At 62.2% G+C, this 18033-nt stretch carries 18 protein-coding genes; 7 read left to right on the plus strand and 11 right to left on the minus strand.

Features of this window, described 5'->3' with window-relative positions; all coding sequences use genetic code 11:
* Window positions 1–25 precede the first annotated feature (25 nt).
* From B5D13_RS07525 to modA, 6 genes are all read right to left on the minus strand, one after another.
* Window positions 26–640, minus strand: coding sequence for a CPBP family intramembrane glutamic endopeptidase (locus tag B5D13_RS07525; RefSeq protein ID WP_159444007.1), 615 nt, complete (start codon window positions 638–640; stop codon window positions 26–28).
* A gap of 234 nt (window positions 641–874) precedes the next feature.
* Complete coding sequence (locus tag B5D13_RS07530) at window positions 875–1819, minus strand: NmrA family NAD(P)-binding protein (protein WP_078687712.1); 945 nt, start codon at window positions 1817–1819, stop codon at window positions 875–877.
* Window positions 1820–1913: 94 nt separating this feature from the next.
* A complete protein-coding gene (modD, locus tag B5D13_RS07535) occupies window positions 1914–2759 on the minus strand; it encodes a ModD protein (RefSeq protein ID WP_078687713.1) in 846 nt (281 codons plus the stop codon).
* Window positions 2731–3474 (minus strand): ABC transporter ATP-binding protein, encoded by a 744-nt coding sequence (locus B5D13_RS07540; protein WP_078687714.1) that lies wholly within the window; start codon window positions 3472–3474, stop codon window positions 2731–2733. The genes modD and B5D13_RS07540 overlap by 29 nt, the downstream gene beginning before the upstream one ends.
* Window positions 3464–4315, minus strand: a complete 852-nt coding sequence (locus B5D13_RS07545) for an ABC transporter permease (RefSeq protein ID WP_078687715.1) — start codon at window positions 4313–4315, stop codon at window positions 3464–3466. Before B5D13_RS07545 ends, B5D13_RS07540 begins: the two co-directional genes overlap by 11 nt.
* Window positions 4284–5093, minus strand: coding sequence for a molybdate ABC transporter substrate-binding protein (gene modA / locus B5D13_RS07550; RefSeq protein ID WP_200802628.1), 810 nt, complete (start codon window positions 5091–5093; stop codon window positions 4284–4286). The genes B5D13_RS07545 and modA overlap by 32 nt, the downstream gene beginning before the upstream one ends.
* A 499-nt stretch (window positions 5094–5592) precedes the next feature.
* Here modA and B5D13_RS07555 point away from each other — a divergent pair, with 499 nt between their 5' ends.
* Together B5D13_RS07555 and B5D13_RS07560 are read left to right on the plus strand one after the other, a co-directional pair.
* The gene (locus B5D13_RS07555; protein ID WP_078687717.1) at window positions 5593–6033 is read left to right on the plus strand and encodes a LytTR family DNA-binding domain-containing protein; all 441 of its coding nucleotides are present in this window, start codon (window positions 5593–5595) and stop codon (window positions 6031–6033) included.
* Between the two features lie 21 nt (window positions 6034–6054).
* On the plus strand, window positions 6055–6528 hold the full coding sequence (locus B5D13_RS07560) for a DUF3021 family protein (protein ID WP_078687718.1): 474 nt from the start codon (window positions 6055–6057) through the stop codon (window positions 6526–6528).
* 24 nt (window positions 6529–6552) lie between these two features.
* On the opposite strand, the gene B5D13_RS07565 is transcribed toward B5D13_RS07560, so the two are convergent.
* Window positions 6553–7095, minus strand: coding sequence for an aminotransferase-like domain-containing protein (locus tag B5D13_RS07565; protein WP_078687719.1), 543 nt, complete (start codon window positions 7093–7095; stop codon window positions 6553–6555).
* 190 nt (window positions 7096–7285) lie between these two features.
* Here B5D13_RS07565 and B5D13_RS07570 point away from each other — a divergent pair, with 190 nt between their 5' ends.
* The gene (locus tag B5D13_RS07570) at window positions 7286–7630 is read left to right on the plus strand and encodes a DUF7674 family protein (RefSeq protein WP_078687720.1); all 345 of its coding nucleotides are present in this window, start codon (window positions 7286–7288) and stop codon (window positions 7628–7630) included.
* Between the two features lie 77 nt (window positions 7631–7707).
* Here B5D13_RS07570 and B5D13_RS08650 read toward each other — a convergent pair whose 3' ends face one another.
* Complete coding sequence (locus B5D13_RS08650; protein ID WP_143327766.1) at window positions 7708–7965, minus strand: hypothetical protein; 258 nt, start codon at window positions 7963–7965, stop codon at window positions 7708–7710.
* On the opposite strand from B5D13_RS08650, the gene B5D13_RS07575 reads away from it, so the two are divergent.
* Entirely contained in the window at window positions 7965–8144 is a 180-nt protein-coding gene (locus tag B5D13_RS07575) for a hypothetical protein (protein WP_234970796.1), read from the plus strand. The two genes, B5D13_RS08650 and B5D13_RS07575, sit on opposite strands and share 1 nt — an antisense overlap.
* Window positions 8145–8982: 838 nt before the next feature.
* The gene (locus B5D13_RS07580; protein WP_143327767.1) at window positions 8983–9156 is read left to right on the plus strand and encodes a 4Fe-4S binding protein; all 174 of its coding nucleotides are present in this window, start codon (window positions 8983–8985) and stop codon (window positions 9154–9156) included.
* A 116-nt stretch (window positions 9157–9272) separates the two neighbouring features.
* Here B5D13_RS07580 and bsh read toward each other — a convergent pair whose 3' ends face one another.
* The gene (bsh, locus tag B5D13_RS07585) at window positions 9273–10250 is read right to left on the minus strand and encodes a choloylglycine hydrolase (RefSeq protein WP_234970802.1); all 978 of its coding nucleotides are present in this window, start codon (window positions 10248–10250) and stop codon (window positions 9273–9275) included.
* A gap of 240 nt (window positions 10251–10490) precedes the next feature.
* Here bsh and B5D13_RS07590 point away from each other — a divergent pair, with 240 nt between their 5' ends.
* Together B5D13_RS07590 and B5D13_RS07600 are read left to right on the plus strand one after the other, a co-directional pair.
* Entirely contained in the window at window positions 10491–11681 is a 1191-nt protein-coding gene (locus B5D13_RS07590) for an IS110 family RNA-guided transposase (RefSeq protein WP_078687724.1), read from the plus strand.
* A 503-nt stretch (window positions 11682–12184) separates the two neighbouring features.
* On the plus strand, window positions 12185–12613 hold the full coding sequence (locus B5D13_RS07600) for a hypothetical protein (protein WP_078687726.1): 429 nt from the start codon (window positions 12185–12187) through the stop codon (window positions 12611–12613).
* 287 nt (window positions 12614–12900) lie between these two features.
* On the opposite strand, the gene drmB is transcribed toward B5D13_RS07600, so the two are convergent.
* Window positions 12901–14751, minus strand: a complete 1851-nt coding sequence (gene drmB, locus B5D13_RS07605; protein ID WP_159444008.1) for a DUF1998 domain-containing protein — start codon at window positions 14749–14751, stop codon at window positions 12901–12903.
* Window positions 14744–18025 (minus strand): helicase-related protein, encoded by a 3282-nt coding sequence (locus tag B5D13_RS07610; RefSeq protein WP_078687728.1) that lies wholly within the window; start codon window positions 18023–18025, stop codon window positions 14744–14746. The genes drmB and B5D13_RS07610 overlap by 8 nt, the downstream gene beginning before the upstream one ends.
* Between the last annotated feature and the right edge of the window lie 8 nt (window positions 18026–18033).

Below are 18033 nucleotides of genomic sequence, written 5' to 3' on the forward strand. Positions count from 1 at the left end.
CATGTCACGACGGGAACCTGGCCACCTAGCGAGCAAGAAGGAGCATGGCTGCCAGCGGAAGTCCGTTTCCCACGACGTTCACGATGAGGTGCGCGGTCATCATCGCGTAGACGTTCTTGTGCCAGGCATAGGGAATCGAGAAGGACGCGCCAAGCACCGCGTAGGTCAGGACGCCAAAGGGGGCAAGGGCGTGCTCGAGGGCAAATAGAAGCGAGCTCAGCACGACCGTCACGACCGTCCGAGCCCCTCCCCCGAGTACGATGAGGGACTTCCTGAAGAACAGCTCCTCGGCAAGGGGCGGCAGGAGGGTCGTCTGCAGGGCGAAGAGAGCGATCTCGACGGGAGTTCGCGTAGGCAGCTCGATCTCGCCCAGGTCGAGCCCGGGGAGGCTAGCCTGGAGCAAGAGCATCAGCAGGAAGCCGGCAACGACGGCGCCCACCGTGGCCAGCGTCTGCCTCCAGAAGGAACCCTTTGCGAGCTCTTCCTTCCACCGGACCGGCGAGCAGCTTCCCAAGGCGGCGAAGTAGACCGTCACCACCGCATAGAACGCGAGGTTGAGATAGGTCACTCCCCTGCCGACAAGGGGGACGAGGCCGACAAACAGGGCAAGCGCCAGAAGCGGAGCCGCGTTTCTTGCCAAGTAGCCCTTGGCCCCACGCCCACTCGCAAACCCGCAAGAAGCCCCGTTCGCCACACCCATCCGTCATCCCTTCTCCTCGGCTCCTGCCAGCGGCAGGCAACCTCACAAGTATAGGCACGGGGCGGACGCAAGGGTAGCCGGCCCCAAGGCAGCAAACGCCCCTCTCGATACAAGAAGACCGCCCAGCGAGAGCTGGACGGTCCTTCTCCCCTGCGCATCATGCGTCTTGAAAGGCTATGCGTCCTTGGAGTGACGCTCGCCAATCTGGAAGTCGTCGGAGTGCTCGAACATGTACCTGACGGTGATGGGATCGTCGCCGGTGAGCTTCTTGAAGTCGTCGGTGAACTTGGCCATCTTGCCCTCGCGGATGGCCTGGACGAAGGTGACCATGCCGTCGGAGCTGAACGGCGCCTCGGAGCCCTTCTTGAACACGTCGTCGGTAGTGCGGGGGACGCCCATCGCGTCGAAAATCTGGTAGTTCTCCTCGTCTGTGACCTCCTGGTAGGTCACGTGGTTGCCCGTCGCCTCGTTGCCGATCTCGATGAACTTCGAGATGGTCATGAGCTCGGGGCCGTTGATGTCGAGCGCCGCCTGGTGGTACTCGTCGCCGCGGACGAGCGCATAGGCCACGGCCTTGGCGCAGTCCTTGCGAGAGATGTAGGCCATCAGTCCGTCGCCCTGGGAGTTGGTGAGGACGCCGGTGGTCTTCACGTAGGTGTAGTAGTTGGTGATCATGGCCTCGGCGTACTGGCTGTTGCGCATGAAGATGTAGTCGAGCCCGACGCTCTTGATGTACTCCTCGGTGTAGATGTGGTCCTTCTTCTCGACCGAGGGGTTCGTCGGGTCGTCGGCATTGACGAGGCTGGTGTACACGATCTGCTTGACGCCGGCCGCCTTTGCGGCGTCAACCGCGTTCTTGTGCGCGTTCTGGCGCTTTGCGCCCACGAACGGCATCGAGATGAGCGCCAGGCGCTCGGCACCCGCAAACGCGTCGGCAAGGCCATCGGGATCGTTGAAGTTCGTGACGTGGGTCTCGACGCCCATTGCCGCGTACGGCTCGAGCGACGCCGGGTTATAACCGCAGAAGATCAGCTGGTCGTGAGGGACGATGTCAAGAAGGACGCGCGCCGCCTCGCCTCCCAGGTTTCCGTCAACGCCAGTAAGAAGCATCTTTGCCATAGTGGCTCTCCCTTCGAACGGTTAACCAGGCGAAGTTATTGTATCAACCTCCACGCCTCACTCACGAGCGAGGCGTTCGGCCCGTAGCATGAGGTCAGTCAACCGACCACATGCGAACGCTCATGTCCAGCGGCTTGGCGCTGTACAGACAGGTCGTGGCGACGCCGTCGACACCCGTCACGGCATAGGACGCCGCATTCGATGGGTTGATTCCTCCAGCAGCGATAAGCGTCAGGCGCGGGTCTATGCTTCTAAGCTCAGCGACCAGGTCGGTCAGCTCGCCGGCCGGAACCTTGTCGAACTGGAGCCCGTCAACGCCCGCCTTCGCGAGCCTCACGGCGTCATGCGGACCTGCCTCGACGAAGACCTTCTTCTCTATGCAGCGGCGCTTGATCTGGGGGAGCTCGGCAAGAAAGGCATCCATTCCGCCCATGAGGTCGATGTGGTGGTCGAACACCAGGACGGTCTCGGATAGCCCCAGCCGATGCGGATATGCCCCGCCCACCATTACCGCCTTCGTCATGAGCGACTTCGTCCCCGGCATCAGCTTGCGCGTCGCGAGGACCTCGCAGTCGGGATTTGCGCCGTGGACCGCCTTGACCATGGTCGCCGTCTTGGTGGCGACGGCCGAGGTGCTGTCCACCATGTTGAGGCAGACCTTCCAAGCCATGTGAAGCGCCGAGGCGGGGCCAGAGACCCTCAGGAACGAATCGCCCGCATCGAGGCTCGCGCCGCTGGGCAAGAAGGACTCGACCTCGCAGCCCAGTCGTTCCGCGATCCTGGCAGATTCCTCGGACCCGCAGAGCAGGCACTTCTCCCTTGTGTAGAACTCCATGGAGGCAAAGACGGAACCTATCCCCATGACCTCGGTGGTCAGATCGATGTAGGGCACGTCCTCGGCAATGAAGGCGTCAAGCTGTGCGTCGGTCACGCGAACCATTTCGATTCCTCCCAAGAAACGCGGCCACGTCCTCGTCGCAGCCTTTGGTAAAGAGCTGGCCTGACGGCACCACGGCACGCAGCCTCCCGTCAAGAATGATCGCTATGCGGTCGGCCAGCAGCTGGGCCTCGTAAAAATCATGCGTCACGAACACGATGGTGCAGTCATATTCCTGGTTGACCGTACGGACGACCTCGTACATGTCCTCCCTTGTGGTGGGGTCGAGCGCCGAGAAGGGCTCGTCCATCAGGAGCAAGCGCGGGCGCAACACCATGGCTCGGGCAAGGGCAACCCTCTGGGCCTCGCCGCCACTGACCCCGAGGGGACTGCGGTCCCCAAGATGCGCGACCCCAAAGCGATCAAGCTCCGCGAGGGCCCGGCCGTGCGCCTCGGCCCTCTTGACCCCATGGCATTCCAGACCGTAGGCGACGTTGCCGACCACGCTCAGGTGGGGAAAGAGGGCGCAGTCCTGGTAGACGACGCCCACGTCGCGCTGGCGAACCGGCACCTTGGTCACGTCGACGCCATCGATCAGCACGCGCCCCTCGTCGGGATCGTAGGCGCCGGCGACGGTCTCAAGGAGCACGGACTTTCCGCTTCCCGTACGTCCCAGGAGGGCAAACACCTCTCGCTCTCCCACGCTCAGGGTAACGTCGCGCAGCTCGAAGGGTCCGAGCCTGACCGCAAGGTCCTGTATGTCAAGTCTAGCGCCCACGGCAGGCCCTCCCTCCGTCCACGGCATGCGCCCTCGGCCGGTTCAGCAAGTTGGCGAGGATTAGCGTCGCCGCCGAGAGCAGCAGCATGACCATGGCCGTCGCCATCGCCATGTCGTTGTTGCCCGTGGATATGTTGAGGTAGATGCTCCCCGGCAGCGTCTCGGTCTTCATCCTGGTGACCCCCACCAACATGAGGGTCGCGCCGAACTCCCCCATTCCCCTTGCCCACGTCAGCACGAAGGCCGATACGATCGAGTTGCGGCAAAGCGGCAAGATGATGGTCCGAAAGACGCGAAAGGGCGAGGCGCCCAAGGTCGCTGCAACAAGCTCAAGGCGTCTGTCGAGACCGTCAAGCGCGGTTCGCATCATCCTCACGGCAAATGGCAGGTTCACGATGAGCTGGGCCATTACGATGCCAGCCGGCTGAAAGACCACGGCAAAGCCAGCGTCGCGCAGCGCCTTTCCCATCGGGCTCGAAAAGACGAGCAGCAGCGCAAACCCCAGCAATATGTAAGGCAGCGATAGCGTGAGCTCGATAACCACCTCGACCAGGCGGTTGAGGGGCATGTGGGTTCGCGTCAGCGCGTATGCCGTGGGCAGGGACAGGAGCAGGCAGATGGTCGTCGAGATCGTCGAGGTCACGAGGCTCATACCAAGGCTGAACAGCACCTCGGGAGAAGTACCCGCCTCTACAAGGCGAGGAGTCCCCGCCACCACGACGGCCGCGATGGCGCCGCCCACAAAGAGCAGCACCAGCGCGGCCAGGGCAATGCACAGGTTTGCGAATGTCCCCTGAGCCCTCACGTGGTTATTCGCTTGCTTCCACGACCTCGTAGCCATATTTTGTCCAAATCTCCCGGGCGGCGTCAGACTGGAGGAAGTCGTTGAAGGCCTTTGCGGTGTCCTTGTCGGAGCAGCAGGTCAGTTGCGCGGCAGGAATGACCTTTACGGCCTTCTGCATCTGAGGCGTCTCGATGACGGTGACGCCGTCGCCGGCATTCTCCTTCCACACGATGCCCGCTTGCCCCTCGCCGTTGGCAAGCGCCGTGGCAATCTGGGGAGCCGTGGTCGTGGTGGTAATCTTCCCGTCCGCCATCATGGAGTCCCAAAGGCCGGCGTTGGTCAGGACCTTATTGGCGATCTTGCCGATGGGCGTCGACTCGGGGTCGCCCGCGAGAACGCGGTCACACTTTGCCAGGTCATCGATGGAAGAGACCTGGGCAGGATTGTCATTGGGGACCACCAGAACGGGAACGTGCTTCACCAGATTGGTGCTCGAGTCGACATAGCCCTCGACCGGCTGGAGCTCCTCCTTGGAGCCCGCAATGAAGAAGTCGCCCTCTTCGGTCGTCTTGATCTGGGTCTGGATCTGAGCGGCATTTGCGTACGTGACCTCTACCTTGCAGCCGGTCTGCTCTTCGAATGCCGCACTGATGTCAGTAAAGGGGTCCTTCATCCCAGCCCCGCAGTACACCTTCAGAGACTTGCCCTCAAGCGCGGGCTTGTCACTCGTCTCGCCGCTCGTAGAGCCGCTACCAGCGCATGCGCTTGCTCCAATGCACAGCACCAGCGCGAGCACGCTTGCCAGAATCGGCATAACCCTCTTGCGCAAACTCATTGTTCCTCCCTGTCCAGGGGTCCCACCCCCCCCGCGTTGACAAATTGTAAGGACAAAACAATCTTCTTAAGGCTAATTCTGCCGCCCAGGAAACAACATGCCAAAAAGGGCCAGCGGTTGCCATCTCTGCCGTCCTCGCATGCAGCCAGGCCACCCGTCTTCATTACAGGGGCCAACGCGCGCACGTCGCGCCGCACCGACGTTGAAGCGATGGATGGGGCCGAGGGCGACGCAGCGCTCGTCAGCCACGGCCCCTTCCACAAGTTCGGCCGGTGCCGTCGGCCTGCTCGCCATGAGCTTCTCGATGGCCCAGTCCTGCTGTCGTCCTTCCAACCCGGACCTCCAACGACGTCGCGAGCATGCGCCCGCCAGAGGCAGTCGGCCGACTCGCAACTCAACCTTAGACCGCGCAACTTGGTCGCTCCCGGTGCATCTTGGTCAGATGCCGCCGGGAGCGACCAAGCCAGCGTGTAGGATGTGCCTTGTCGAGAGGAGCAAGATGAAGATTACGATCGACGAGCAGCCGGGCATGATGGGCGTCGACGTCACGATCGCCTGCGGCAAGACGGACCAGCAGGTCCTCGACATCGTCGCAAGGCTGCGCATGTTCGACCGAAAGGTAACGGGCGGCTCAAATGGCAGCACGCACATAGTGAGCGCGGAGGACGTGCTCTACGTGGAGTCGGTAGACAAGCACACGTTCTTCTACACCAAGGAGGCGGTGTACGAGACCCCGCTTCGCCTTTACGAGATGGAGGACCGGCTGAGGGAATGCGACTTCATGCGCGTGGCAAAGGGCTGCGTGGTGAACTTCCAGAAGATCGCATCGCTCAAGCCGGACGTGAACGGACGAATCATCGCGACCATGACCAACGGAGAGCGAGTCGTCATATCGAGGCAGTACGCGCCCGCCGTCAAGCGCAAGCTCGGACTGATGTAGCGGAGCAGAAAAGAGGCAGACATGACACGCAAGGACATTATCGACACCGAGAGGAAGACCCCGGCGGAGGGTGCGCGAACATTCCTGCTCATGGTATGCGCGGAATTCTCCGTCGCGATGATCTTCTATCTGTTCTTCACCACGCTGTACGCCAGCTGGGGCGCTCACCTGGACCTCTGGGTCTGCTGGTCGTTCCTGGCAATCGCGCTCGTCGCAACCACACTGCAGCTCGTGTTCTTCACGCCGCTCGTCATCAAGCGCATGCCCTACCCACTGCGAATCGCAGCCTTCGGGGTCTGCCTGTACGCCGTCCTCTCGGCCGTCGCCGTGCTGATGGGCTGGTTCCCCGTCGAGAGCCCTGGCAGCTGGGCGCTGTTCACCACCACGTTCCTCGTCACGCTCGCGATCGCGACGGCCGCGGCAAGCCACAGGATGAGGCAAGAGGAGCGCACCCTCAACGAGGGCCTAAGCAAGTACCACAACGACGGCAAGTGAGGCCGGCGCTTGGGGCCAAGGACCCTATTGCGCCTCTCGCCTCTTGCCTCGCCTCACCCTGTTGACGTGCCTCTCGAAGTCCCCGCGGCCGATCAGCTCTGTCAGCAGCAGCTGCTCGAAGGTCGGAACGGTACACGAATAGAAGCCGAGCCTGGAGTCGTACCTCTGGACCAACTTCCGAGGCAGCACCATGTAGCCCACCCTGAGCGACGGGGATATCGTCTGGGAGAACGTGCTCAGGTAGACCACGTTGTCGTCGCCCGAAAGCGCAAAGATGGTCTCCTTGGTCTTTCTGAACAGGGAGAACTCGGATTCGAAGTCATCCTCGACGACGAAGCGGCTCCCCTGGCCCGCCCACCTGAGGTACTCGTGCTTCTTCGAGGCCGACGCGGTGACGCCCGAGGGAAAGCTTCGGTAGGGGAAAACGTGCAAGACGTCCGCCGACGTCTTGGCCAGGGCCTCGTTCACGATGCCATCCGCCCCCATGGGCAGCGGCTCCACGCGCGCTCCGGCTATCCTATACGTGTCTTCGATCTTCTCGTACGACGGATATTCCAGGGCAAACACGCTACCCCTTCCAAACCGCTCGACAATGAGCCCGTACATGTGCTCCCGGTCGCAGCCACGTCCGAAAGGGCAGGGAGCGCCTCCGCCAGATTGAGCGAATACTGAGGAGAAATCCCAACCACCCCGACCGCGAGCTGCTAGAGAGGCTCGCAAACGACCTGCGTGACGCGCTCGGACTTGGAGGTAACTGATGGACGAGACCAAGCTCAACACACTCCTGCTTGAGAGGTTCCCGGAGCTTACCGGGCAGTTCGAGGAGTACACCTCCTGGCAGGACGGCATCGAGACGGGCTGCTTCCTCACCTTCGAGGACCTTCTCCTTCCGCTCGCGCGGCAGGCGCTAAACGCACACGACAAGGACTTCCTCGCCCGCATGGGAGACTTCATCGAGGAACTCATGACCTCTGACGACGAACATGCGGTGAATGTCGCCACCGTCGGCCTCATCGAGGGGCTCAAGGCCTACGGCAACCCGCTCATCCGCTCGTTCCTTGGCCCCGTTTCCCTCGAGGAGTTCGACACGATGGCCTATTAAACCATCAAGTAAACAGCTACTGACGGTACCTCCTTGCTTTCATGTGGGGAGGTATCACAACCCACCCGTATACGGGCCTAAAGGCCCCCGTTCGGCCATCCCATGGTGAGCACGGCGCGCCTGGCGCCATTGCGCTCGATGCCCTCGAGACGCCGCCCCGTGTACGGGTCGTCGACCTCCTCGCGGGTGACGGGGTCGACGAGGATGCGCGGGACGTAGGTGTCCTTCCAGTCGCGGTACTCGTCGGGCGTGATCTCCCCCGCCTCGAGCTGCTCGCGCCTCCCGCCCCAGTCGCGCGGGGCCTTCGTGAGGTCATCGGATGGAGGAGGTCGCATTGGAGAAGAGGACGTACGGGGCGGGAGAGGTCGCACAGCTCCTAGGCGTGTCAAAGGCGTACGCATACAAGCTCAAACGTAGGCTCAACGCGGAGCTTGAGGCGGAGGGGATGCTCACCATCCCCGGCAAGGTCTCCGCGACCTACCTCGAGGCCGCTTCTTCGGAGACGCGTCCGTAGCCGAGAGGGGTAGCGAGGATGTCGGTTAGCAGGGACGAGGCGCGCGGCAGACAACACACCAGCATCCGCTGCGCACTCGCACAACCGCGATACCACACGCCCAAGGAAGGCCCCGTCCCCGCAGGACGGCTCGACGACACAGCCAGACAGGAGGTCTCTGTCGGTGGTGTATCCCGCTATGTCGAGGACGAAGTCGACCACCCAGTCCTTCGTGAATACAACTCCAGGCTCCGTCATGGAATGCGCCTCCACTCCTCGCATCAACTCACATCTACAATCGCTCCTACTAGGACAGCACATTATCGCGAGGCACTTGGAATGGAGGTACTTATCGATTGTCAAGCAACGCCACAAGCAAGGCATTTCTGCCCTTTATCAGGTCAAACGTAACGAGTGTCCCTCAACTGACTTGCAGGTCCAAGAACGCAAGACGACGCATCAGGTAGGCTAGACCCCACCAGATGCGCCGTCAGAGAGACCTCACGATAATGTGCTGAGCTATTCCCACTCAATATGAGTCGCGCGGCTGTGGTGGTTTGGGGTGGCTCGAAGCGCCCTCTCGTATCCACGCTGCGCGTCGTGGCTCCGGTTATCATCCCTGCGGACATCAAAGCGACGTCACGGGCACCTTTTCCCACACCCGTGACGTCGCCTCACTTCAAGTACGACGACGTCATGACGTCACCCGACCGCGTTTGCACTGGTAGCGATGATGGTTCAGGCTCATGGAGTAAGGAGCTCGCCCTCCTCCGCCATGAGGTCGGCCAGGTAGTACTACTCCTCCCCGCGCAGGGACCTGCGGGAATTGAGGTCGAACCGCTCGAAGAACTCGAGCACCATGGAAGACAACAGGCCCAGCTGGGATTACACCCCCTGCGCGGGCTGCTACGCCTGCGTTCACGCGTGCCCCAAGGCGGCCATCCGCTTCACCAAGTACCAGGAGCCCAACCCCGAGGTGCACTACCTCAATCCGCACGTGACGCTGGCGGACCTCATGAGAGCAGCTGGCTGACGCTAGAGAATGCGCAGATCGGCGAGCCTACACGAGCGCAAGCTCAATCTCGTCGAACCAAACACGTCACCCAATCCATTGCCCAGGCACGAGCCCGTGCCTGGGCAAGGCCGGTGTCAGCCCACTTCCACTAGCGCTGTGCCCGTCGTGTCGTAGTCGGAAAGGGCAACGCTTCTGATGGCCGGATTGTCGTAGGTGTTGTAGTAGTAGGTGTTCGTGCGCGTGGACAGGCCGCCGGTGTAGACGGTTATCTCGTAGGCGCCGTCGAGCATCTTGGATGCGCCATCAATCATCGCGACACTTCCCAGCGTGTGGAACATGCGTGACACGTTCTCGGCCTCGGTTTCCTTCTGCGGATAGAAGGCGTTGTGGTACGCGGCGCGCACGAAACGCGAAGGAGAGTAGCAGTCGCCGGGAATCCCGCGCATGCCGCTCCCAGTTCCGTAGGCCGAGAGCTCAGCAGCACGCCAGAAGACGGGGCCTTCAACTTCGGGAGAGCAGCCGATGTAGCTTCGGACGTTTTCCGCATGGTAGGCAAAACCGGGTTGGTTGGCTAAGACATCGAGTCCGTTGTCAAAGACCTGCATGCCCTGAGCCGTGTACTCCACCACGATGCTGTGATCAGCGTCGCCGATGATCCAATGCAGTAACGAGGACGGATAGCGATCGTTGATGGGCCTGTCCACGATGACCGTCTCGGCAAGAGCGGCCTTCACTTCATCCACCGTATGGAAGTTGGCAACCACCCACAAGGGGAACTCCCAGGCGCACACGTTGGTCTTGCCTTGCACCGGGGCGGATTCGTATTGGGCGTAGCCGGGAAAATTCAGGCCGGCAACGGCAAGGCCCGCATCGTTTGCGCAGTCAAAGTACAAAGGGGTGTTCTCAGCCACGATGCCCATGCCATAGACAGGCCGGCTAATTGCGTCGATGGCACCAAAGGGAGAATTGGGGCTCCAGCCAGTCGGAGTGATAACCACATGCTCGCCGTAGCCGCAGCTCCAGTCCAGGTTGCGCCCGAAGTACATGTTGCCTTGCCCATCTGAAAAGCGAATCCCCGTGCACATGGCAAGCTCCTCTCCGCTTGAAGCCATTTTGGCGCCTAACCGTATTATCGCCCGTGTTGCAGTGGTCTTTCATTACGGCGCAAAAGAGTGATTGAAGCGAGCTGCCTTCCGACGGCCCCCTCCCCTCCTACGGCGAGTTCGACTGGACGTCCGTGATGGACGCGGCGCGCGTCGTGGACTAATGGGAACCTGCCGCATCTGACGGCTCGGTAATGTGGGTGTCCTCGCGCGGGCCTTCGGCCGGCCGACTTGGTTGGAGGATACATCATGCATGGTTTCGAGGGGCCCTACGACGTTTACGTCGGACTTGACGTCGGCAAGCGGGCCCACCACGCCTGCGCCGTCCTGGCGGACGGCAGCGTCGCATTCAGGACGGGCGTCGACAACTCAGAGGCGGCGATAGACAGGGTGATCGCGGACGCGGCCGAGCTGGGGACTCCCCTGGTCGTCGTCGACCAACGCAGGAACATCGGCATGCTGGCGATCAGGCGCGCCCGTGCCGCGGGCGTCGAGGTCGCATACCTTCCCGGCATCTCCGCGAACAGGGCCTCGGCGCTCTTCCCCGGCGACGCGAAGACCGACGCGCGGGACGCCGAGGTCATCGCGAGGACGGCGATGGGGGTGCCGCAGTCGCTGAGGCCGGTTCCCGAGGAGGACGATCTGGAGGGAGCGCGCAGGCTCGAGGCCCAGCGCGCAGACCTGATCAAGGACAGGACGCACCAGGTCAACCGCCTGAGGTCCCTGCTGCTCGAGTCAAACCCTGACTTCGAGGGCGCGCTGGAGCCCGAGGCGACCTGGTGCGTCGCGATTCTCGAGAGGCTCGGCGGGCCCTGGAACGTCCTCGACTCCGGGAGGCGGCGCTTCCTTCGCGCCGCCTCGCAGGCGCCCCGGGAGAGGGCCGAGGCGGTATGGAGGAGCCTCGGGATGGCCACGAGGCCCACCGAGCGTCAGGTGGAGGCCGAGATGGTCCTCGTGCCGATGCTCGCGCGGAGGATCCGGGAGGACACGGAGCAGATCGAGGCGCTCGAGGAGCTCATCGACGATCAGGTCGCAGAAGACGAGACCTACCGCTGCCTCCTGACGATCCCCGGCGTCGCGCGCAGGACGGCGACGCAGCCCGTGCCCAACGTCAGGCTCGCGGACTTCGCCGACCACGACCACCTTGCGAGCTACTGCGGGCTGGCGCCCAGGAACCGGCAGTCGGGCACATCGCTGAACTCTGTCTCCTCCTCGCGACAGGGGAACAAGCAGCTGAAGAACGTGCTGATATTCAGCTGCAACAGCCTGCTTAGGTCGAAGGGGTACTTCCGCGAGTACTACGACTCCTGTCGATTCCGGGGCAAGACGCACAAGGCTGCAGTGAAGGCCACCGCACGGAAGAGGATGAAGGTCATCTACGCGGTGATGAGGGACCGCGTCCCCTACCGAGAGGACCTGCTGCGGCGCCAGACGCAGTAGCGGACCCACGGTCGACGCGCAAAAGAAGGCCCCTCATGGAGGGGCCTGGATCGTCATGCGAAGTGACGTGTTTTAAACGAGGGCGTTCCGCTTGACAAAACTATGGGAACACATTACGGCGCACCCTTCGGTTCTCACAGACATGATAACGGTATAGACAATACCCGCAATCGCGGCCCGCAAGCGGGCCGGGTCACCTGGATTTCCGACATCCCGGCTGCGCCGGGGATTGTCGGAGGATCCCCTATCCTCGCCGCGCCGTCGAAAACCCGACATCGCGAGCCACGAGGACGACGCCTGGCCCTCGGACCGGGGCATCATGGCACAGGCTCCTCCGAGGCGGCAGGCACCCCTAGCGCCGCCTCCGTCACCCGACGCGCCATCCCCTGCACGCGCCGCGCCCCGCCCGCAAACGGGCGCGCTCCGGGGATAGCGCTTGCCCCGTTGCCCCCGTCCGAGGGAAGGAAGAGCCGACCCTCACCCGAGCCCGAAGGGGGCAGACCATGAGCCAGACCGCAACCATCACCCCGACCGTTCCCGTCCACGAGCTGTGGGAGGCCACCGCGCCCGTCACGGGGGACTACGCCCGCGACTGCGCGGAGCTCGCACGCGAGGCCCTGTCGCACGTCGGCTTCACGGGCTTCGAGGAGACGCCCTTCGAGGACGTGCTCGCCTGCCGCGAGGGCGACCTCCCCGTCACCATCGCCGTGCTCCCCGTGCCCACGGAGGGCTTCGAGATGACGCTCGACGACCTCCAGTCGCTCATCGACGAGGACGTCGTCGCGCACGGCGCGGCGCTCTGCGTGGGCCGCGCGCTCGCGTCCGAGGGGCCCCTGCCATCTCACCTGCGCTTCGACGTCGTGAGCGTGTGCGTCAACCTCGACGCCGGGCGCGTGCGCGTCCACCACGTGCGCGGGGCGTGGCAGTCGTAGCCATGGCCGCTCATAGCACGACGCGGGAGCGCTCGCCACCAAGGCGGGCGCTTTCCTTTTGTGTGGTGTTTGTGCAGGTCAGGTGCCGTGAGGGCACGCAGCCAGGGCCGCGCCACGGCGGAGGCCAAGCCCCTCCGCCGCCCGTCCCGCACGCGCAGGCACCCCTTACGCTTGTGGGGACGGGGAATCGCACACTCCTCCCCCGGATTTGACCGCGAGAAAAGCAGGCGCTTCTTCCCACCCTCCAGTTAAGTGGAAGCGCCTACCACTCGACTAGAGGGTCCATGCTAGCTAATCTCACCAAGACGCAAATCGGCTCCGAGTAGGCCCGTGGAGGGCTCGTCGATTGTGCCAATTAGTAGGCCACGGTCAAGAAACCTGTTGCCGGCTTCGCACGAGGTCTCTGGCAATAAGGCGCAGTTGTAGCACGCTGCCAAGTTGCAGGAATCAAGACCTTGTCCATGGGACTCGATACACACTGGATCGCCAGAGCACCACAAGGCATCCTCGAGTGCTTTCTGGAGTATTCCTTCGAGCCTTCCCGGACGACCAGACCGCACGAGTCCCCCGAGCGATCCGTCCCCACTCTCGGATGCCGTATAGATGAGTATCCCATGCATGTCGCCATGGGTCTCAACCCCGTCGTTGAGAAACCTTTCGCAGTAAATCCTCTCCCTAAGCGAGGCTGCCGAGTAGCCGCATACTTGGCTAATGCCAAGTATGAGCAGATGAGCCAGGGTGTGCAGGGCAACGTACTTGGGATTGAGCTTCTTCGGGGCCTGGTTTCTTGACCTACGAGAGATGTCGAGGTTTCTCTGCATTTCCGAGAATCTCACGTCCACTGTTTCACGAGCAAGCCATTCTCCCAAGGCATCCTCATCAAGCTCAAGGAAAATTCCCTCGCCGACAGTCTGGACGGCCAGCGTCCATCCTAATGGCTTTCTTGAAAGGGCGGAGCGACGTTCCCTCATCTTTTTTCCGTCGTTTGCCTCTGGGTTGAGTCTCGAGAATCCCACGAGAGCTCGAGTCACTGTGAGGGTGTCAATGAGGGATACCGTCGAGAAGAATTCCTGCATGAGCTGCGAACGGTAGTTGCGGATGTCGACAGCCTCCCCGACGAATTCGCCCCGCTTTGTGATTGTCGGGTTCCGCAACGTTAGGTACTCGTCATACAGATACTCGTCGTCAGTCTGCTCCACGCCTCCAGCGTCCTTGAGCCTCTCGTACGCGAGGGCAATCGCGCTGGGGTCGGCCTCCTCCCGGCTCGCCAGGGATTGGATGAATTTGTCAAGTACTCCGGCTTTCTCCATCTCGGCCATCGTGTCTGACTCTTTTGCGACGATGTCCTTGACACGCTCGTCGAGTAAATCTGGTATCAGCACCGAGCTGACCGTATCTGCGTAGCAGACATTCGTTGCACCCATGATCGAGACGCGGAGGTTCTCGACTGGACAGTTGCAGCCCTTGCCTGACAGGTCTAACCATGGTTTCCGACCGGGGCAGTGATAGCCGATGCTGTTGAGACCGTTCGCCGTCGTCGCCCCTTGGAGCGTCCTCCAAGCTCCGCACGAGCATCTGTATACGATGTCCCCCATCGTCGCGCTGCCTCCGGTCGTTGTCCTAGTGACGATGTGGTTGGGGTCCTTAGGCGAGATGGAGGCGCCTCTGTGTAGCCACTGCATCACAGGGAAGTCATCGACGTGACCTTCTGGGCAGACGACGATGAAGCGCTCGGGGACGAGCCTTGGTCCCCACTTGTTCTTCTCGCGACACGCAGGATTGCTGCACGTGATGGAGGAGCTGGTATTGGTCGTGCTGACGTACTCCATCCTCTTGCATTTCGGGCAGTACATCCAGCCGGGGAACCTTACCGCGGGAACGAAGCCGCTGTCCTTCCTCACATGCTTCGGAGGGGCGAGCAGCTTCTCGACGCCTAGATGCTTGCAGAGGCGCCCGTCGCGAACTGTGTCCATTTTCTCAGTGTCGAAGGCGTCAAGACCCGCGATCATCACGATGTTGTTCGCGTCGCAGGGATAAATCGCCCCCACGCTGTATGGTCCGAGGAGTTGGCCCATTCGGATCGAGTAGTCCTTCGAGGTCTTCTCGCTCCTCTTCTGCCTGATGGTTTGTCTAGCCATTCTTCCTCCAGCTGTACTGCTTGTCATACCCAGCGTAGGTCCCCACGATCTTGACCCTGCACTCGGAGTCGACGCTCCTCATCGAAGTGGGGACCTCGAAGGTGCCTCCACTCCAAGCCTCCGACTCCTCCGCGCCTCGAGGGTGTATCAGCGGCGTCACGGGGTCGAAGTTCTCGGGCTTGAGCTCGCACCAGCGCCCATAGTCGTTTGTCTCCCAAATGTGGCGGTAGTACTCGATGTCCGCCTCAGTTCCCTCAGCTTCATCTGGATCGACCCTCTCCACCCTGTCGAGCACCGTTTCCTCTGCAAGGCTGAATGCCTTATCGTCGGGGAAGGCGTATGGTTTCGCCACCGACTCGTCCACGGCCGAGAGGTATATGCCCGCGAGAGTTCCGAAGAGCGCGCGGTCCCTGACCTGCCTGCAGAATGACGTTACGCTTGACGGTTCCACGTTCTGGTAGAAGCTCTGGTGGAACATGGCGAAGTTCTCGTAGTGGGACCTGTCTCGGGGCTTGGTCGTGCTGTACACCACGAAGACGATCCCCTTCGCCTCGCCGCGACCCACTCGGCTGGTCGCCTGGATGTATTCTGCAGTCGACTTCGGCTGTCCGGCGACGACCATGAGGCCGAGACGGCCGACGTCGAGGCCGACTGAAATCATGTTTGTTGCGAAGCATAGGTCGACCGCCGCTTTGTCGGGATAAGAGATCGAGAGGCTCGCTAGGCCGTTTCTCACCTCGTCCGCGTCCTTGCGCCCTGTCAGTTCGAGGGGAACGTTCATGTACCTGGCGGTGTCGTCGCCGTTTGCCTCGGCCCGTTTGCGGTGCTCCCAGAGGCGCTCGGGGATGTCGCCCCCCATCCAGGTCACGGCTTGGCCGAGCTCTCTCGTCGTTCCGTAGTAGCCAATCGTGGTCCAGTAGCGGTCCCTCCACTCGTCGTCCACGTCCCTCCACGTGGCTGGCTCCCACATGAGATCCGAGTAGAGCCTGATGTTCGTCGATGCCTCTTTGAGCGTTGGGACGAACACTCCGACGTAACGCCGGCCCCTCCCATCCTTGTCCTCGACGGCGAAGAAGGAGTCGTCGTAGTCGATGCCCGAGGGCGGGAACTGGAAGACGTTCTCCTCGCCGCATGCGTATAGCTGGTTGCACTGCTCCTTTGCCCTGCTCACGGTTGCTGTCGATGCGATGATCTTCGGCGTCACGAGCTCTCCGTCGACCTCTCGCTCGCATAGGGAAGAGATGAGTGTCTCGTAGTGCCCCGCCATCGATCCGAGTGGTCCAGAGATGAGGTGGAGCTCGTCCTGGATGATCAGCTTTGGCGGCCTGAGGCGCTTTCCATCCTTGATGCCGAACAGGGGGAGAGCCTCGTCGCGATAGGGAAGCATCGCGAACTTGTCGATGGTTCCCACCAGCAACGAGGGCGGCTGGAGGTAGATTTCGTCGTCGACGACGTCAAGTGGCAGCCCCTCATCTCCCGAGAACTCGCAATTGCTGTTCGGGCATCTGAATACGAGTCTCTTCATGCTGCCCGTAAGGACGTATGACCTTCGGCGGTCCTCCTCCATGCTGGAGCCGCACCACGGGCACTGCCGCACTGGGAACGGGTTCTTGTCCTCGCCCCTGTCGACGTATTTAACGCGCTCCCTCACCGCCTTCTCCCTCTTGTTCGGGCTCGCGTCGTCGCCGACCCATAGGCCTATCCTGAACTGCCTCTCGCCGAGCAGCGCAGGCAGGCGCCTGCGCATCGACTCCAGAGCGCAGACGAGTGATGAGGCCCTGTCGAACTGTTGGGAAGTGAGCAGTCTCAGGGTGTAGCGCATGAAGACGGACACTCCGGAGCTCGTGGTCCCGCAGATCCTTTCGTGGATGAGGGTGAAGGCTGTTAGGCCAAGGTAGGCCTCCGTCTTGCCGCCACCGGTCGGGAACCAGATGAGGTCGACGATGTCCCTCTCGCTGCAGGTCTCGTCGACGATGGGCCGGATGTTCATGAGTATGAAGGCGAGCTGGAATGGCCTCCAGCTACGAACGTACCCAATCGGGGCGTCGAGGCTGGCGCGCTCGCCGCTGACGACGCTGTAGTGCAGGAACTGCTCGTACATCGCCTCGTTTGCCATTATGAACGCCTGCCTTGCAGCGCCATCGGCTTCGAGCAGCGCAAGGCCGTCTTCCATCCTGGAGAGGCACCTCTTACATGCGGAGATGTTCCGCTCGGCCGCGGCGAGATGCTCCCTCGGCAGCGATGCGGAGGAGTGTTCGACCCCCTTGATCCACTGGTCGTATCTCCGGCACATCTCCCTCATCGAGGCGGACGTCTCGCCCCACCCCTCCGGCTTTCCGAAGGATTCGAGTGGGAGGCTCAGCCCCTTCATTGACGGGTGCATCGGCTTCATCGACCTGGTCTCTGCTGTTGGCATGACCTGCGTTTCTGCCCAAGAGACGCTGTCGCCTTGCGCCCATCGAGTTGCGCATCCGTGCCCGATCGCGTAGTTCTTCACGTTGCGGTAGATGAGGAGCCTCTCAGCCTCCTCTTCCGAGAGGCTGGCCTTGCCCGTGTCCGACCAGGCGGGCGGGACGAGGCCCTGCTCGGAGATAACCTTCATTGATGCTTGGAAGTAGCACTTCTCGGGGGTATCCCTGTCGCTCTCGTATGCGTTGCACAGGGCGACAGTGACCACGCTGGCCCCCGGGATGTGCCTCCTGAACACGACCCACAGCTCGAGCTTCCCCTCGTCGAGCCTGTAGCCCTTCGGCTTCCCAGCCTTTTGGGGTAGCTCGACTTCCTCGTACCCCAGCTTGAAGTTCATGGGGATCCGCCTGTAGTAGCTCTTCCCCTCGATGATGACGGCCTCGTATCGTGCCGCTTGGACCTCGAAGGACAATCTGTCGCCCTCTCGGACCGCGATTGTCATGCTCATGGCCGCCTGCTGCCGAGCATTCGATAGGGAGATGGGCTCCTCGAAGTCATCCCCGTCCGCCTGGTTCCCAGGGGCGGATCCGTCGGGCACTATCTCTGCTGAAGCCGGGACATCCGGGGCTTCTGAAAGGGAGGGATTGGCTTCTGGGCCTCCGTCGCTGCCTTCGACGACGTCCCCCAAGTCGAACTCGGAGCCCCTGGGATGGAGCACTCCGGCGTTGTACCTTAGTGTTGGGGAGACGTCGAGGAGCTCCTCCTCATTGAAGTCCCGTGGACCGACGAACTCCTCGTAGACCGCTCGGTAGAGGCGGTCTCTGAGGTCGTCGTCGAGGGAGCTTTTGTCAGGGGTCTTTTCCATATAGGGTT

It is taken from the genome of Olsenella sp. KH1P3 (assembly GCF_900167315.1).
GTDB lineage: Bacteria > Actinomycetota > Coriobacteriia > Coriobacteriales > Atopobiaceae > Olsenella_J > Olsenella_J umbonata_A.

Excerpts from the sequence above, each read along its gene's own strand:
- B5D13_RS07530 (WP_078687712.1), bottom strand. The coding sequence starts at position 1,819 with ATGGCAAAGATGCTTCTTACTGGCGTTGACGGAAACCTGGGAGGCGAG.
- modD (WP_078687713.1), bottom strand. The coding sequence starts at position 2,759 with ATGGTTCGCGTGACCGACGCACAGCTTGACGCCTTCATTGCCGAGGAC.
- B5D13_RS07545 (WP_078687715.1), bottom strand. The coding sequence starts at position 4,315 with ATGGCTACGAGGTCGTGGAAGCAAGCGAATAACCACGTGAGGGCTCAG.
- modA (WP_200802628.1), bottom strand. The coding sequence starts at position 5,093 with ATGAGTTTGCGCAAGAGGGTTATGCCGATTCTGGCAAGCGTGCTCGCG.
- B5D13_RS07555 (WP_078687717.1), top strand. The coding sequence starts at position 5,593 with ATGAAGATTACGATCGACGAGCAGCCGGGCATGATGGGCGTCGACGTC.
- B5D13_RS07560 (WP_078687718.1), top strand. The coding sequence starts at position 6,055 with ATGACACGCAAGGACATTATCGACACCGAGAGGAAGACCCCGGCGGAG.
- B5D13_RS07570 (WP_078687720.1), top strand. The coding sequence starts at position 7,286 with ATGGACGAGACCAAGCTCAACACACTCCTGCTTGAGAGGTTCCCGGAG.
- B5D13_RS08650 (WP_143327766.1), bottom strand. The coding sequence starts at position 7,965 with ATGCGACCTCCTCCATCCGATGACCTCACGAAGGCCCCGCGCGACTGG.
- B5D13_RS07580 (WP_143327767.1), top strand. The coding sequence starts at position 8,983 with ATGGAAGACAACAGGCCCAGCTGGGATTACACCCCCTGCGCGGGCTGC.
- bsh (WP_234970802.1), bottom strand. The coding sequence starts at position 10,250 with ATGGCTTCAAGCGGAGAGGAGCTTGCCATGTGCACGGGGATTCGCTTT.
- B5D13_RS07590 (WP_078687724.1), top strand. The coding sequence starts at position 10,491 with ATGCATGGTTTCGAGGGGCCCTACGACGTTTACGTCGGACTTGACGTC.
- B5D13_RS07600 (WP_078687726.1), top strand. The coding sequence starts at position 12,185 with ATGAGCCAGACCGCAACCATCACCCCGACCGTTCCCGTCCACGAGCTG.
- drmB (WP_159444008.1), bottom strand. The coding sequence starts at position 14,751 with ATGGCTAGACAAACCATCAGGCAGAAGAGGAGCGAGAAGACCTCGAAG.
- B5D13_RS07610 (WP_078687728.1), bottom strand. The coding sequence starts at position 18,025 with ATGGAAAAGACCCCTGACAAAAGCTCCCTCGACGACGACCTCAGAGAC.